The following is a 14276-nucleotide window of genomic DNA, read 5'->3' as shown; positions in this document are numbered from 1 at the left end:
CATGCCCGAGTTGAAGCCCATCCATGTCGTGCTCATCCTGGCCATCGTCGCCATCGTCGCGCTCTATGTCCTGGGCGTGGGCCTGGGCGCGAGGGATGAGTCCGCGAGCCGCGAGAGTCCCACGAAGAGCGCGCAGGAGCTCCGGGCGCGGTTCATCAAGCCCAAGCCCGTGGACGCCACGGAGCTGGCCGCGACGTGTCCCCTCCAGGAGGGCGTGTTGACGCTGCCAAGCGGCGGCGGCTGTCGGGTGGACGTGAAGGCGTCCGACACGCGGCTGCGCACCCTGGAGCTGGTGCTCCGGCCTCCCGGCGTGGTCAGGGTGGAGCTGGTGTCCCGGGGCAAGCCGTCCGTGCCGGCGAAGTTCGATCCGCTCAAGGAGTCGAAGAAGCTGGATGTCATGCAGGAGGGCGCGGACCTCCAGGTGACGTGCCTGGGGGCTCCGCCACAGCGCCCCATCTGCGAGCTGGGCCTGCGGTGAGCCTCGGGTGCTTCAGGCCGGCGCCGCGCGCTTGAGGCGCAGCACCTTGACGATGGACACCAGCGCGCCCACCAGCAGCAGCACGGCCCAGATGAGGCCGAGGATGGCGACGATGATGGCGCCCACCGCGTCGGTGATGCTGACGAGGATGATGGGCACCAGCCCGTGGAGGAAGGACACCACGGCGTTGGCCAGCAGCGACGTGAGGTAGAGCAGCACCAGGCCCTTGTTCTGGAGGAAGCGCTGGTGCGCGAGCACCAGGCACACGCCCGCGGCGAGCTTGAGGAACATCAAGAATCCCAGCGTGCCGGCCGCGCCTCCCCGGTTGAAGAATCCCCACACGGCCAGATAGGCCAGCGTGCCGAAGGGCACCGAGGCCACGAGCGTTATCATCGTGAGCGTCAGCGCGATGGCGGCCAGCAGCAGGCCGAAGCCGGTGAGCAGCGCCACGACTGCGCCGATGAGCGTGGCCAGGCCCTGCACGCGTCCCTGCACCCGCTCGGGGATGATGAGGCTCGCGCCCATGAGGGCGAGCGTGAGCAAGAGGAGCGCGTCCACCAGGGCCAGATAGGGAATGCCCAGGCCCGGCGTGGGCGGGTTCTCCTTCTGCGTGCGCACCACGTCGGAGGGGTCCACGTCCTCGCCGTCGCAGATGGCGGCGTGCAGGGGACGGCAGTCCTCCGGGAGCCCGGGAATGGAAGCGCAGGGCTTCGTGCCGCTCAGCGCCGAGCAGTCCGGCGACTTCTGGGGCAGCAGGATGGGCGAGCCCACTTCCACGAGCACGCAGAGCGCCAGCAACACCAGCGAGGCGATGAGGAAGGGTCTTCGCATGCGGTCCATGCCGCGCCCCCCGGCAAGGCGCGCCCCGAGCGGCGCGTGAGCGCGAGCCTAGGCATGGTGGATGGGGATTCCCTCGCGCCGCCGTCGGGACTGTCCTGGGTCGCACGGGCCCTGCTCCCGGGGGGAGGGCCCGGCGGGCTATGCTGCGAGGGCAATGTCCGAACGCAACCGAATCGGCGCGGTGACGACCGAGTCGCGCCCGTCCGAGGGGGACCTGCGCCGCCGCCTGGAGGGGCGCGTGGAGTTGATTGAGTCCGCCCTCCACCGCTATCGCCTGCTCCACGGGACACTGGCCTCGCGCGGCTGGTGGCGGACGCTGCGGGAAGACCCCTCGCTGATTCAGGGCGTCCTGGATGTGGAGCCGACGCTGCTGGAGGCGCTGGAGCGCACCGAGCGGCGCGGCGGACAGGAGGGCTGGCTGGAGGGCTCGTCGATTCCGAGGACCGTGAGTCAGGTGCGCGAGGTCCGCGAGCGACTGACGCTGCGCGTGCGGAGCGTGCTGTTGCGCCGGAGCCTCGCGCCGGAGTCCCTGTCGCTGGAGGATGGGCTGCGAAAGCTGGAGGAGGTCAGCTCCCAGGAGGTCTCCCTCAAGCGGATGCCGGGAGAGCCCTTCTCGCTGCGCATCGGCGCGCCGGACGGGTCGTCGCAGTCCGTGGCGTCCCTCGTCCTGGCCCTGGGCTGGTTGGTCCTCCTGGTGGGGATGTTCGTGCTGCTGGTGCTCGGCGAGAGGGGCGTGGCGCTGGTGGGTGGCGGACCGGCGCTGGGCGGGTTGTTGATAGCGACGGTGGTGTTGCAGCGAAGGAGTGCCCCGGGCGTCGTCTGGCTCACGCCGGAGCGCCTGGTGTGGATTGCGCCTGGAAACGAGCCCCCGGCGGCCGTGCGGTTGGACTCGCTGGCGGACAATGGAGTCATGCTGGATGGACCCGAGGGAACGGTCTGCGTGCGCGGAGACCAGTTCATCCGGTTGAAGGGGTTCACTGTCGCGGGCGCCAGTCGGCTGCGCGTCCTGCTGGAACTGTTTCGCGATGCCCGCATCCGGGAGCAAGCGTCCCGGGTGGACCGGCAGGTGGAGCTGGTGTCCTTCGAGGCGCGGCTGCGTCGCGACGAGGCGTGGCTCTCGGGCCGCGCCGTGTTGCTGGGCCGTGGCGTCTTCTTCCTCCGGGACTTCGACCAAGGCGCGGTCTTGTTTCACGCGGCAACGGGACGGAATCTGCCGTTTCATTTCGACTTGGGGTTGGTTCTGGAGGGACTGAGCTGGCAGCCCGAGGCGGAGCTGGATGCGTACCTCGCGAGGGCCGCGGCGGCGACGGGGGGCGCGGCCTGGTCCTCGGGGGATGCACGGGTGGCCCAGGACACTCCTTTGGAGCAGCAGGTTCACATCACCCGGGGCGCGGAGGTCCTCGTCGGCCGGTTGGCGCCATCGGATCTGGAGAGCGGCTATCGTCTGGTGCGTGCCTGGCGCGAGGGCCGCCAGGGTTCGAGCGATGAGGACCGGCGCAAGGTGGGCAGCGGCTCATGAGCGAAGGTATCCGCACCCGGGCGGAGTCGTCGGAAGGACCCACACCCGAGGATGTTCGCGTCCAGCTCGAGGGCCGCGCGGAGGTGTTGGAGGCGGCGCTGCGGCGCGACGCCCTTCTGGAGTCGGTGCTGAGCGGCCCGGGGTGGAAGCGGCGGTGGCGCGAGCAGCCCATGCTCGTCCCGGAGTGGCTGGAGCAGGAGTCCACCGTCGAGGAGGCGCTGGAGCGAACGAGTCGGCGCGCGCGGGTGGAAGGCTGGGCCGACACGCTGCCGGTGATGAAGGGGCTGCGGAAGCTGGAGGCTCGCCGGGAGCGACTGCGGACGCTGGTGCGCAAGCGACTGTCCCGGCTGGTGTCCGTGGCCGGTGCCCCCGTGCTGAAGGTGGAGCTGGCGCGGCTGGACGGGTTGGTGCGCAAGCGGACGATGCTGTCGCTCGGACCCGGAGAGGTGCTGCTGTTCCAGTCGGCCCGGTCCTCGCCGATCTCCCTGGGGCAGACGGTCCCGCGCTCCCTGGCCCTGCTGTATTCGCTCGTGTGTGTGCTCCTCCTGCCGCTGCTGGGGAAGGGCTGGGCGATGGTGGCGCTGGTCGCGCTCATCCTTTCTCCGGTGTTCTGGCTGTGGGCCCGGTCGGGTCGCGTCTGGATGACGAGCAAGAGGCTGTTGTGGATGCCGACGCTCGGAGAGGCGGTCTCCGTCCCCCTGTCCACGATTGCTCCCGGAGGTGTCCACCTGGGGAAGGGCCCGGCGTTCGATTTGAAGGTGGACGGTGAGCCACGGTTCCAGATGTCAGGGCTCGCGGACGCGGAGGCGCTCGCGACGCTCCTGGAGCTGCACAGCCAGCCACCCCTGCGAGGGCTGGTGCGCTCCGGGGTGCGGCTCGGGGACGTGGTGGTCTTCTTCGGTTCGCTGGAGGAGGAGGGGAAGGTGGCCCGCCCCGGGTGGGCCGTGTTGCGTCCTGGCGGGGTGAGCTTCCTTCCGGATGAAGCGGGTCGTCAGGTGCTCTCGGTGGTGACGGGGCGGGAGTCCGCGCTGGAGGCGGAGGTGGGCCAGGTGGTGGAGCAGCTCCGCTGGTTGTCCGGCGAGGAGTTCGACGCCTGGCTGACGAAGCTGGTGACGTCCACTGGGGGCGTGAGCTGGTCGGCCCAGGACTCCTTGTTGAAGCGGGACAACACACCCCTGACTCAGGTGTTCCGCGTCAGCCGCGGCTCGCAGGTCCTGAAAGGGGAGGTGGAGTGGTCCGCGCAATCCAACGCCGAGTGGATTCTCCGCACCTGGCCGGACGCCGCCACGCGAGAGCAGAAGCGCGCCCGGAAGTGAGTGCATCCCCTTCCGGGGCGCCCAGGCGCGCGAGGGCTCAGCGCGTGACGGCGTACTGGAGCAGCACGACGCCGGTCTGGTAGACCTTGGTCGACAGCAGCTCCAGATTGACGTGCGAGCCCAGCCGCGAGACGAGGGGGATGCCCGCGCCGAGCAGCACCGGGTTCAGCTTGACGAGGACCTCGTCGACGAGGCCCTCGGTGAGCAGTTGAGCGGCAAGGGTTCGCCTGTCGTCAGCGCGCGGGAATGCGAATCACATCCCCAGGATGAGCCCCACCTGGAGGTCGTCCTCCGCGTCCACGTTCACCTCCGGGTCGCTGTCGTCCACGTCGTAGCCGTGGAGGGACATTCCCGGAGGCAGCGCCGCGCCGAGGCACGGAATCTGTCGAGGCTCCGCGCCCACGCCGTCGCCATCCAGGTCCGGATAGAGAACCACCCAGCGCGAGCGCTCCACGTCCGCGTCGTCGCAGTCGTTGCCCGTGGCCTTCGTGAAGTAGGGCGCGGGCAGGGTGTCCGCCGCGCAGAGTCCACCCTGTTCGGGTGTCGTGGCGCCATCTTCATCGCGGTCCACATGGGCGTAGGCGTGCTGCCGCCAGCGCGTGGCATCGTCATCCGCGCAGTCAGTCCCCAAAGCCGACCCAGGGGCGGGTACCTGGCCGTTGGTGCACAGCGACTCGGGCTCTCCAGCGCCCACGCCGTCTCCATCCTCGTCACTCCAGGACTGGACCAGGGTGTGTCGCGCGGCGCTCGTGTCGTCGCAGTCCCGGCGTTGCTCGAACACCTGGTAGCCCGGAGGCAGCGCCGCGCCCGTGCAGAGTTCTCCCGACTGGGGCACCGTGTAGCCGTCCCCATCCGCGTCGCGATGCGCGTACGTCAGCCGCTGCCAGTCGCTGGGGACCGTGGGAGCGCAGTCCGTGTCCACCGTCGAGTAGCCCGCCGGCACCGTCATTCCCGCGCACACCGTCACCCGCGCGCCCGCGCCCACGGTGTCCCCATCCTCGTCGGGGTGGACGCTCCAACTCACCCGGACGGAGGCGTCGTGGTCGTCACAGTCGAGTCCGTTCGGCCAGAGGGCGTAACCCGTGGGCAGGGCCGCCCCGCTGCACCGCACGCCATTCTCCGGCACGGTGTCCCCATCTCCGTCCGCGTCCCGGTGCGCGTAGCCCCGCCACTGCCAGAGCGTCCTGTCCTCCGGGGCGCAGTCCTCGCCCTGGAGTGAATGGTCCGGGGGAAGCCGGGCACCCAGGCACTGGAACGACAAGGGCCCGGCGCCGAAGCCGTCGCCATCCGTGTCCACGAAGACGCCGCGCTCCTGCCACGTCGACGGGTCCATGTCATCGCAGTCCGCACCTTGAGGTTGGGTGGAGTAACCCGAGGGCAGGGGCTGTCGGTCGCCCAGGCACAGCGTCCCCGAGGACTCCACGGTGTGGCCGTCTCCGTCATTGTCCACGTACGCGTAGGCGCGGAGCACGGAGCGCGTGGCATCAAGAGGCGCGCAGTCCCCCTCCACGAGCGAGAAGCCGGTGGGCGCGGGCCTGCCAGCACAGGCGACGACGCGAGGTCCTTCTCCGACGTCGTCCCCATCCGGGTCGGGCCAGGCCCAGGTGGCCGCCTGGAACCGTCCATCCTGGTCGTCACAGTCCGAGGGCCCCGCCTGCTGGAGGTATCCGGAGAGGGCCGCTCCCGCGCAGACGTCCACGGGGCCCGGGGCGGTGGCCCCGTCGCCATCCAGGTCCGGGTACAGGCCCGTGAGCAGCAACCACCGGCTGGCATCCGCCGGAGCGCAGTCCCCGGTCCGTGGGGCCCAACCCGGAGGCAGGACATTGGGCGCGCACACCGTCTGCGCGGGGCCTTCGCCCCAGCCATCACCGTCCGTGTCCTGGAAGGCCGACACCTCGCGCCAGCGCATCCTGTCCTCCGGGGCGCAGTCCTTGTCGTCCGGGACGTTGTCCCGGTCCCGGTCTGGTTGCTCCGCGCCGCCGCCCAGGCCATCGCCGCAGCCAGCCTGAAGGCCGGCCATGGCCAGCGCGAGCGCCAGCCAGACTCCTCGCATCGTGTCCATGGAGAAGACCGTCTTCCGTCAGGGTGCCGGCGTCGCGGCCCGGCGAGTCAGCTTGCAAGTGACCATCTGCCCCCGGAGCTTGAGCGTCATCTCGAGGAGGTAGGCCCCGGGCTTGTTCATCACCAGCAAGGCCATCCGGTCACAGCGGGAGATGTGCTGGCTGTTGTCGTAGTTGCTGGGCGAGTAGGGGAAGCTGAACTCCAGCGTCCGGGGGGCGCTCTCTCCCTGGAGGACGCCGGTCACCTGGATGGTGTCCGCGTGGACGACCTCGTAGCTGTCCACCGTCTCGAAGACGTAGGGCAGGTCGAACTGGGGCTCCTCGGCCGCCGCCAGCGCGGAGGGCGTCAACGTCAGGGTGGCGAGCAGCAGGGTGGCGGCGCGGAGGACTCGGCTCGGGTGCATCTTCGGGAATCCTGAAGGTGGGTGGGATACGGGGACGCCCCGGCAGTCCGACAGGCGTCGCCTGCGTATACGCAGCGAGCCCATTTTCCTGGGCCGTCCGGGGTGATTTCCGGGCGACCTCCCACGCGCCGGGGCCCTCGCCGCACCTTGTCACGGGGTGGGACCTGCAATACGCCTGGGGCATGTCCAGCGCCTCGCTCCCCGCCGACTTCCTCCGCGCTCTCTCCGAGGGCTTTCCCGCCGACTTCCTCACCCAGGACGCGGAGGAGTTGAAGGAGTACGGGCGCGACTGGACGCGCGTATACGCCCCGGCCCCCAGCGCGGTGGCGCTGCCCCGCACCACGGACGAGGTCGCCCGACTGCTCGCCCTGTGCCACCAGCACGCCGTGGCGGTGGTGCCCTCCGGCGGGCGCACGGGCCTGGCGGGCGGCGCGGTGGCGGCGAAGGGCGAGGTGGTGCTGTCGCTCCAGCGCATGGCGCGCCTGGGCCCGGTGGACCTGCTCGGCAACACGGTCCGCGTGCAGGCGGGCGCGGTGACGGAGGCGGTGCACCGCCACTGCGCCGAGCATGGCCTGACGTGGCCGGTGGACTTCGCCTCCAAGGGCTCCAGCACGGTGGGCGGCAACATCGCCACCAACGCGGGTGGGGTGAAGGTCATCCGCTACGGCCTCACCCGCAACTGGGTGTTGGGCCTCCAGGTGGTGACGGCGGACGGCCGCGTGCTCGAGCTCAACGGCGCGCTGGAGAAGAACAACACCGGCCTGGATTTGCGCCAGCTCTTCATCGGCAGCGAGGGCACGCTGGGCGTCATCACCGAGGCCACCCTCAAGCTGACGCAGTTGCCCGGCAAGCAGGACGTCTTCCTCTTCGCCGTGCCGGACGTGGCCTCCGTGCTGCGGCTGTTCCGGGACGCGCGCCAGCAGACGGCCTTCCTCATCTCCGCCTACGAGTTCTTCACGGACCGGTGCCTTTCGCGCGTGCAGCGCCACCGCAAGCTGCGCTCCCCCTTCGAAGCGCCCAGCGGCTGCTACGTGCTGCTGGAGGCGGAGCCCCGCGACGCGGCGGCGGTGGAGGCGTGGCTGGGCTCGCTCTTCGAGCGGGGGCTGGTGACGGACGGCACGCAGGCGCAGGGCGCGGCCCAGGCCGCGGAGCTGTGGGCGCTGCGCGAGGGCATCAGCGAGAGCCTGTCCGCCACGGGCCTGCCCCACAAGAACGACATCTCCCTGCCCGTCGCGGGCCTGGAGGCGTTCTGCGCGGAGCTGGAGGCCGTCTTCCAGTCGCGCTACCCGGGGTGGGAGATCTGCCTCTTCGGCCACATCGGCGACGGCAACCTGCACGTCAACGTGATGAAGCCGGACGCGCTGGACAAGGCGGAGTTCCTGGCCCACACGAAGCAGGCGGACCCCACCATGTTCGAGCTGGTGCGCAAGCACGCGGGCAGCATCTCCGCGGAGCACGGCATCGGCCTGTTGAAGAAGGACTACCTGGGCTACTCGCGCTCCGAGGAGGAGCTGGCCCTCTTGCGCGCGCTCAAGCGGACCCTGGACCCCCGGGGCGTGCTCAACCCCGGCAAAATCCTGGACGCCTGAGCGCGCCTGCGGGCTCGCGTCACGTCAGGAGACGATGCGCGTCTTGATGTCCGTCGTCAGGCCGGCGATGGCGTCACAGACGGGGCGCGACACGTCCTGGTCCAGGTCCATGACCAGGTAGCCGATGTTCGCGTCCGTGCTGAGGACCTGCGCGTGGATGTTGGCGTTCAAGTCGGAGACGATGCGGTTGATGTCGCGCAGCACGCCGGGGATGTTCCGGTGCACGTTGAGGATGCGGTGGGTGCCGGGGATGAGCGGCGCCTCCACCATGGGGAAGTTCACCGAGCCCGTCGTCGCGCCCGTCCGGAAGAACTTGGAGAGGCTGACGGCCACCTCCCTGCCGATGGACGCCTGTGCCTCCTCCGTGGAGCCGCCGATGTGCGGCGTCAGGATGACGTTGGGCAGGTTCTGCAACTCGGTAACGAATCCATCCGAGTTGCCCTCGGGCTCCTCCGGGTAGACGTCCACCGCGGCGCCGCCCAGGTGCTTGGAGCGCAGCGCCGCCGCGAGCGCGGGGATGTCCACCACCGTGCCCCGGCTGGCGTTGATGAGGCAGGCGCCCTGCTTCATCTTCGCGAGCTGCTCGGCGCCCATCATCATGTGCGTGGACGTCAGCGCCGGGACATGGAGCGTGACGAAGTCGGATTCGGCGAGCAGCTCGTCCAGCGTGCCCACCGCGCGCGAGTTGCCCAGGGGCAGCTTCGTCATGACATCGAAGTAGAGCACCCGCAGGCCCAGGGACTCCGCGAGCACGCCGAGCTGCGAGCCGATGTGGCCATAGCCGATGATGCCCAGCGTCTTGCCGCGCACCTCGTGGCTGCCGGTGGCGACCTTGCGCCACTGGCCCGTGTGCACCTCGCGGCTGCGGTCGAAGAGCTGCCGCGTCAGGGCGATGATTTCGGCGATGACCATCTCCGCCACGCTGCGCGTGTTGCTGAACGGCGCGTTGAAGACGGGGATGCCGTGCGTGTTGGCGGACGTCAGGTCCACCTGGTTGGTGCCGATGCAGAAGGCGCCGATGGCGAGCAGCTCGTCCGCGTGCACCAGCGACTCCGCCGGCACCGTCGTCTTGCTGCGGATGCCCAACAGGTGCACGCCCTTGAGGCGCTCGGCCAGCTCCGCCGGCTTGAGCGCGGAGGACGTGCGCTCCACCACGAAGCCCTCGGCGGCCAGCAGCACCTCGGCCGAGGGGTGGATGTTCTCCAGCAGCAGGGCGCGGAACGGACCCTCGTTGAGAATCGGGCGCGTCGGGGACGGCGGGAACCGGGCAGTGCTCATGTCGCCGTGCGTTAGACCCCGGCCCCCAGGCTGTCAAGCGTGGGGTGAGGGGGCTGGAGGCCCCTGTGTCGAAGGCCGGGAAGGTGGGCGGCCCGCCGTGCGCGACGTGGGGGGTGGGGTGTCCGGAAAAAGAAAGCGGGCGGCCCGGCTTCCCGGACCGCCCGCGAGGGACTGTGTGCGTCAGGACCCCGGAGCTACTGGACGGTCCACGCCACGGTGCCGGTGCAGGAGGTGCTGCCGTAGCAGCCCGCGCGGACCTGGTAGGTGCCGCCCGCGCCCGCGGGCACGGTGTAGTTGGCGTAGGACAGCGCGCCGCAGGAGTCGTCGTTGCTCGTCACCTGCTGGCCCGCGCTGTTGTACAGGCGCAGGTAGGTGTCGCCGGTGCCGGTGGAGCCCGCCACGGTGCAGGTGCCGAAGGAGATGCTCTGGCCGGCGGCCACGGTGATGTCCCGGTTCGTGGTGCCCGTCTGCGCGCTGTTGGTGGCGCTGCCGGTGTACGTGAAGGAGCCGTTCGACGGCGTCGGGCCGGTGCCGCCGCCCTCCAGCGTCCAGGCCACCGTGCCGGAGCAGGCGCCGGAGGAGTAGCAGCCCGCGCGGACCTCGAAAGTCCCCGCAGCCGTCGCGGTGAAGGTCAGCTTCGAGCCCCGGCCGCCGCACTCGTCGTCGTTGCTGGCGACCTCGCCCCCGCTGGGGCCGAACAGGCGCAGGAAGGAGTCACCCGTCACGGAGGCGCCGGTGACGCCGCAGGTGCCCAGGGTGATTTTCTGGCCGGCCGTCAGGGCCACCGTCTTGTTGGTGGTGTTGGTGGTGGCGCTGGCGGTGTTGCTGGCGGAGAAGGTGAAGCTGCTGCCGCCCGTGGGCGGCGGGCCGGAGCCGCACAGCCGCGTGCTGGTGGACGCCTGGCACAGCGCGGTGATGGCGTTGTTCACGTAGGTGATTTCCTCACCGCCGCAGCCCGTCTCCGAGCAGGTGTTCACGACGTAGCAGCTCCCGCTGCGCACGTAGTCCGTGTCGCCGCGCACGAGGATGCCCGCCAGGGTGTGGCCCGCCGTCTCGTACACGCCCGAGCCGGAGTTGCCGGCGAAGGTGTCCGTCGTCGCGACGAAGTAGTCCAGCGTGGTGGCGTTGGGCGTGCGCACCGAGCCGCCGGAGTCAATCTTGAAGGGGATGCCGCTGCCGGAGCCGATGACGGCCACGTTGGCGCCAGAGGCCAGCGCCGTGTTGCCGGCGCGCACGGGCGCGGGCGTGAAGCGCGGCGCCGCGGAGCGGTCCAGCTTGAGGATGGCGAAGTCCAAGTCGCGGCCGCCCGTCGACTCCAGCTTCTGCACGACGATGGACTGGCAGGAGAAGATGTCCGCGGTCGTCACCGTCTTCAGCGCGGTGGCGGACGTGCGGTAGTAGTTGAAGACGAAGCGCGTGTTGCGGCAGTCCGCCGCCGTCTCCACGCAGTGGCCGGCCGTCAGCACCAGGTCATCGTCGATGAGGGTGCCCGAGCACCACGCCGCCGTGGGGTCCGTCCGGAAGCGCTGGTTGGTGCAGAGGTTCTCGTACGTGCCCAGGTTCGGGCCGTTGAAGGTGACGTTGTTGGGGTTGGTGGCGTTGAAGTCCGACGGGGACATCAGCGCCACGGTGGCCTGCTCGGCCCGGGCCCTCAGCGTGGCGTCGGTGTGCTCGAACACGTCCTTGCGGTCATCGTTGCCGTAGACCACGGGCTGCTCGCCGGTCTCCGTCTCAGGAGTCTGCGGAGCCTCCTCGCCAGGCGAGGCCTCGGGGCCCGGCTGACAGGCGGTGAAGGCGAAGGTACACAGCAGCGCGCCAAGGAACTTCCGGGCGGCGCCATTCCGGGTGTTGGACATGTGAAGACGACTCCTGATGGGGGACCGATGCCCGCCGCGGGGACAGGCAGGTCGCCACTATAAAGGAGCCGGCCAGCGGAAGGGCAGCCGCCCTCCGAGGTGATTGCTCAGTCCGCGTCGGGATTGCGCAGCCACTCCAGGGCATCCTGCCGCGTCTCGAAGGTGCGCGTGGGGATGGTCAGCATGGCCCGCTTCGTCATGCGCCAGGCCTGCAGGCCGGAGGGGGCGTCAGTGACGACCCGCGCCGAGCGCTGCATCCCATGCAACTGCGCGTACGCATTGAGCCCCGCCATGGAGGCCACGACGTCCGTGGGCATCACCCTCAACTGGGACTGGTCCACCAGCGCGGACCACTCCCCCGCGAACGCGACAATCGCCTTCTTCACCTCCGTCAGGTACTCGGCCAGGTCGGCGGAGGTGACCTGGGGGGGATAGACGACCTCGAGGATGCGGTCCTGCGCGTGAACGTTGATCTGGAATGGCATGAGTGGTGACGGCTCCGAAGGCCCGGCATCCTAGCCTCAGCCGGTGACACTCCGATACCCGACGCTTCCAATGTCCTGGGGGGAGGTAGGTCCTCCCGCCCTGTCCGGAAGCGCCCGGAATGTCAGACCCCCCGGCTAATGACGTCCCTGCCGCCGACCCGGTATGGCCGCGCTGAAGGCGTGGCCCCGGGTTCCCAGGTGTCGCGTCGTGTTGTCGGGGCCGTCACGGGCGCTCGACGTCGTCGTGACGAGCGCCTGGGAGTGTTCCGAGGAGATTCCGCCATGCAGACCGAGCACCCCACCCCTTCGCAGGCATTCCCTCCGTGGGGCGTGGACCCGCTCGTGGGCGGGGAGCTGCATGGCCGCTTCCAGGTGCTGGAGGCGGTGAGCGAAAGCGCCTCCACGCCGCTGTACCGGGCCCTCCAGCTCCCGCTGGAGCGGGAAGTGGCGCTCCGGGTGCTGACGGCGCCGTCCGAGGACCTGGAGGCACGGCAGCGCTTCTTCCAGGAGGCCCGTGACGCCGCCAGGCTGGGCCACCCCAACACCGTCACCGTGCTCGACGCGGGCAGCACGGACGTGGGTACGCCCTACGTCGCCCTGGAGTGGCTGGAGGGGCGCACGCTGGCCCAGGTGCTCGCCTCGGGGCCGCTGCCGTGGGCGCGCGCGGTGGAGCTGGCCCGTGGCATGGGGCGCTCGCTGCGACAGGCGCACCAGCGGGGCGTGGTGCACGGGGACGTGACGCCGGCCCACGTCACGCTGGTGACGGATGCGTCCGGGCGCGAGTCCTCGCATGTGAAGGTGCGCGGGTTCGGTCGGCTGCGGCCCGTCGCCGCGGAGTCGAAGCGGCTCTCGGTGCCGGAAATCACCGTGAGCGGCTCGTTCCATGGCGCGCACGCGTACATGGCGCCAGAGCGGGCCCGTGGCGTCGCCGACGCGCGCGGGGACATCTATTCGCTGGGCGTCGTCCTCTTCCAGATGCTGGTGGGGCGCGCGCCCTTCGAGTCGGAGGACCCGCTGGAGCTGGTCTTCGCCCACCACAAGGAGCCGGTGCCGGCCTTCCGTGAAGTGCGGCCGGAGCTGTCCATCCCACAGGCCGTGGAGGCGGTGGTGCGCCGCTGCCTGGAGAAGCGGCCCGAAGAGCGCTTCGCGTCCATGGACGCGGTGCTGGAGGCGCTGCGGGACGTCGGAGGGGCAGAGGAGGTGGCGGAGCCGGTGCGCGCCCCTTCGAGCGCGCACCGGACGCGGACGGCTCAGTTCGTCGGGGCGTTCGCGGGCTTCTTCAGGTACTGGTCCAGGAACGCGCGGGTGCGGGAGTAGGCCTCCGCCTCGTTCTTCTTCTTGGTGAAGCCATGGCCCTCGTCGGGGAAGAGGACGTACTCGACGGGGACCTTGCTCTTCTGCACGGCCTGGACGATTTCGTCCGACTCCGCCTTCAGCACGTGCGGGTCATTGGCACCCTGGATGACGAGCAGCGGCTTGCGAATCTTCTCCGCGTGGAACAGCGGGGAGACCTCGCGCAGCATCGCCTCCTGCGTCTCCGGGTTGCCGACCTCCTGGTAGAGCGCCTGACGCCGTGACTCCCAGTGGGCGGGCATGCTCTTGAGCGTGCGCAGCCAGTTGGACACGCCGAAGATGTCCACGCCCACGTTGAAGACGTCCGGCTGGAAGGCCAGCGCGGCCAGCGTCATGTAGCCGCCGTAGCTGCCGCCGATGATGCCCACGCGCGAGCCGTCCACGTAGGGGAGGGTGGCCAGGTACTTCTTCGCCTCGACGCAGTCCTGGAGCGGCTCCTTGCCGTGCTTCTGGTCGTCCGCGGTGAAGAACGTCTTGCCGTAGCCGGAGCTGCCCCGGTTGTTGATGGCCAGCACCACGTAGCCGTGGTTGACCAGGTACTGAATCATCGCGCTGTAGCCCTTGCGGGACTGGCCACCCGGGCCGCCGTGGACCCACACGAGCGCGGGCGCCTGCTGCTTCGCGGTGGCCTGGTGCGGCTTGAAGAGGATGTTCGGAATCTCCAGTCCGTCGAAGGACTTGAAGCGCACCACCTCCGCGTCCACCAGGTCCTTGGCGTCGATCTCCGGGTTGAGGTTGTCCGTCAGGCGGGTGACCTTCTTCGTTGCGAAGTCGAAGACGTACAGGTTGCTGGGGGAGCGGTCCCCGTTGTGGTGGAAGGCCATGCGCTTCTCGCTGCGGCCCAGGGACACGCTGGTGATGTCGCCCTCGGGGAGCTTGGGCAAGTCGAGCTGTTTGCCGGCCTTCACGTCGTGCAACCGGATGGCGGTGCGGCCGTCCGCGTTGATGCCGGTGACGCGCAGCGCGCCGTTTGGGCTTGATCCGCTTCAGTGGACACCAAGGAAGAGGCAGGTACGGTGTCCAACATGACGGAAGTGAAGAAGCCACGACGTCCCCGGCGTAGCTACACGGAGGAGTTCAAGGCCGGGGCGGTGAGGC

The 14276-nt window shown here is 70.1% G+C and carries 12 protein-coding genes and 1 pseudogene; 5 read left to right on the top strand and 8 right to left on the bottom strand.

Annotation, left to right across the window (positions count from 1 at the left end; genetic code table 11):
* Position 1: 1 nt before the first annotated feature.
* Positions 2 to 478 carry a hypothetical protein gene (locus HUW62_RS22850; protein WP_176435611.1) on the top strand — a complete coding sequence of 159 codons (477 nt, stop codon included), beginning with the start codon at positions 2 to 4 and terminating at the stop codon, positions 476 to 478.
* Between the two features lie 12 nt (positions 479 to 490).
* On the opposite strand, the gene HUW62_RS22845 is transcribed toward HUW62_RS22850, so the two are convergent.
* The gene (locus tag HUW62_RS22845; protein ID WP_205522782.1) at positions 491 to 1309 is read right to left on the bottom strand and encodes a hypothetical protein; all 819 of its coding nucleotides are present in this window, start codon (positions 1307 to 1309) and stop codon (positions 491 to 493) included.
* 163 nt (positions 1310 to 1472) lie between these two features.
* On the opposite strand from HUW62_RS22845, the gene HUW62_RS22840 reads away from it, so the two are divergent.
* Together HUW62_RS22840 and HUW62_RS22835 are read left to right on the top strand one after the other, a co-directional pair.
* Positions 1473 to 2837, top strand: coding sequence for a hypothetical protein (locus tag HUW62_RS22840; RefSeq protein ID WP_176435610.1), 1365 nt, complete (start codon positions 1473 to 1475; stop codon positions 2835 to 2837).
* Positions 2834 to 4153 carry a hypothetical protein gene (locus HUW62_RS22835; RefSeq protein ID WP_176435609.1) on the top strand — a complete coding sequence of 440 codons (1320 nt, stop codon included), beginning with the start codon at positions 2834 to 2836 and terminating at the stop codon, positions 4151 to 4153. Before HUW62_RS22840 ends, HUW62_RS22835 begins: the two co-directional genes overlap by 4 nt.
* Positions 4154 to 4190: 37 nt before the next feature.
* Here HUW62_RS22835 and HUW62_RS22830 read toward each other — a convergent pair.
* The 3 genes and pseudogenes from HUW62_RS22830 to HUW62_RS22820 all read right to left on the bottom strand — a co-directional run.
* Positions 4191 to 4364 (bottom strand): annotated as a pseudogene (locus HUW62_RS22830) (dihydrofolate reductase family protein); the annotation flags it as partial.
* Between the two features lie 42 nt (positions 4365 to 4406).
* Complete coding sequence (locus tag HUW62_RS22825) at positions 4407 to 6215, bottom strand: hypothetical protein (RefSeq protein ID WP_163869046.1); 1809 nt, start codon at positions 6213 to 6215, stop codon at positions 4407 to 4409.
* An 18-nt stretch (positions 6216 to 6233) separates the two neighbouring features.
* Positions 6234 to 6617: a hypothetical protein gene (locus HUW62_RS22820; protein WP_163869047.1), complete on the bottom strand. Its 384-nt coding sequence runs from the start codon at positions 6615 to 6617 to the stop codon at positions 6234 to 6236.
* Between the two features lie 182 nt (positions 6618 to 6799).
* Here HUW62_RS22820 and HUW62_RS22815 point away from each other — a divergent pair, with 182 nt between their 5' ends.
* Positions 6800 to 8206 carry an FAD-binding oxidoreductase gene (locus HUW62_RS22815; protein WP_163869048.1) on the top strand — a complete coding sequence of 469 codons (1407 nt, stop codon included), beginning with the start codon at positions 6800 to 6802 and terminating at the stop codon, positions 8204 to 8206.
* 24 nt (positions 8207 to 8230) lie between these two features.
* Here HUW62_RS22815 and serA read toward each other — a convergent pair whose 3' ends face one another.
* The 3 genes from serA to HUW62_RS22800 all read right to left on the bottom strand — a co-directional run bounded on the left by serA (position 8231) and on the right by HUW62_RS22800 (position 11825).
* A complete protein-coding gene (gene serA, locus HUW62_RS22810) occupies positions 8231 to 9484 on the bottom strand; it encodes a phosphoglycerate dehydrogenase (protein WP_163869049.1) in 1254 nt (417 codons plus the stop codon).
* Positions 9485 to 9678: 194 nt separating this feature from the next.
* Positions 9679 to 11340, bottom strand: a complete 1662-nt coding sequence (locus tag HUW62_RS22805; RefSeq protein WP_176435608.1) for a serine protease — start codon at positions 11338 to 11340, stop codon at positions 9679 to 9681.
* A gap of 107 nt (positions 11341 to 11447) precedes the next feature.
* On the bottom strand, positions 11448 to 11825 hold the full coding sequence (locus tag HUW62_RS22800) for an STAS/SEC14 domain-containing protein (protein WP_163869051.1): 378 nt from the start codon (positions 11823 to 11825) through the stop codon (positions 11448 to 11450).
* Positions 11826 to 12107: 282 nt separating this feature from the next.
* On the opposite strand from HUW62_RS22800, the gene HUW62_RS22795 reads away from it, so the two are divergent.
* Positions 12108 to 13142, top strand: a complete 1035-nt coding sequence (locus tag HUW62_RS22795) for a serine/threonine-protein kinase (RefSeq protein ID WP_176435607.1) — start codon at positions 12108 to 12110, stop codon at positions 13140 to 13142.
* Here HUW62_RS22795 and HUW62_RS22790 read toward each other — a convergent pair.
* Positions 13076 to 14086: an alpha/beta hydrolase family protein gene (locus HUW62_RS22790; RefSeq protein WP_368670456.1), complete on the bottom strand. Its 1011-nt coding sequence runs from the start codon at positions 14084 to 14086 to the stop codon at positions 13076 to 13078. The genes HUW62_RS22795 and HUW62_RS22790 overlap by 67 nt on opposite strands.
* Positions 14087 to 14276 lie beyond the last annotated feature (190 nt).

The sequence above is a fragment of the Myxococcus sp. AM011 genome, assembly GCF_013372595.1.
In the GTDB taxonomy this organism is placed as follows: Bacteria; Myxococcota; Myxococcia; order Myxococcales; family Myxococcaceae; genus Myxococcus; species Myxococcus eversor.
Note: the sequence above shows the minus strand (reverse complement) of the source record. Positions and strands in the feature narration are given on the sequence as shown.

Excerpts from the sequence above, each read along its gene's own strand:
- HUW62_RS22850 (WP_176435611.1), top strand. The coding sequence starts at position 2 with ATGCCCGAGTTGAAGCCCATCCATGTCGTGCTCATCCTGGCCATCGTC.
- HUW62_RS22845 (WP_205522782.1), bottom strand. The coding sequence starts at position 1,309 with ATGCGAAGACCCTTCCTCATCGCCTCGCTGGTGTTGCTGGCGCTCTGC.
- HUW62_RS22840 (WP_176435610.1), top strand. The coding sequence starts at position 1,473 with ATGTCCGAACGCAACCGAATCGGCGCGGTGACGACCGAGTCGCGCCCG.
- HUW62_RS22835 (WP_176435609.1), top strand. The coding sequence starts at position 2,834 with ATGAGCGAAGGTATCCGCACCCGGGCGGAGTCGTCGGAAGGACCCACA.
- HUW62_RS22825 (WP_163869046.1), bottom strand. The coding sequence starts at position 6,215 with ATGGACACGATGCGAGGAGTCTGGCTGGCGCTCGCGCTGGCCATGGCC.
- HUW62_RS22820 (WP_163869047.1), bottom strand. The coding sequence starts at position 6,617 with ATGCACCCGAGCCGAGTCCTCCGCGCCGCCACCCTGCTGCTCGCCACC.
- HUW62_RS22815 (WP_163869048.1), top strand. The coding sequence starts at position 6,800 with ATGTCCAGCGCCTCGCTCCCCGCCGACTTCCTCCGCGCTCTCTCCGAG.
- serA (WP_163869049.1), bottom strand. The coding sequence starts at position 9,484 with ATGAGCACTGCCCGGTTCCCGCCGTCCCCGACGCGCCCGATTCTCAAC.
- HUW62_RS22805 (WP_176435608.1), bottom strand. The coding sequence starts at position 11,340 with ATGTCCAACACCCGGAATGGCGCCGCCCGGAAGTTCCTTGGCGCGCTG.
- HUW62_RS22800 (WP_163869051.1), bottom strand. The coding sequence starts at position 11,825 with ATGCCATTCCAGATCAACGTTCACGCGCAGGACCGCATCCTCGAGGTC.
- HUW62_RS22795 (WP_176435607.1), top strand. The coding sequence starts at position 12,108 with ATGCAGACCGAGCACCCCACCCCTTCGCAGGCATTCCCTCCGTGGGGC.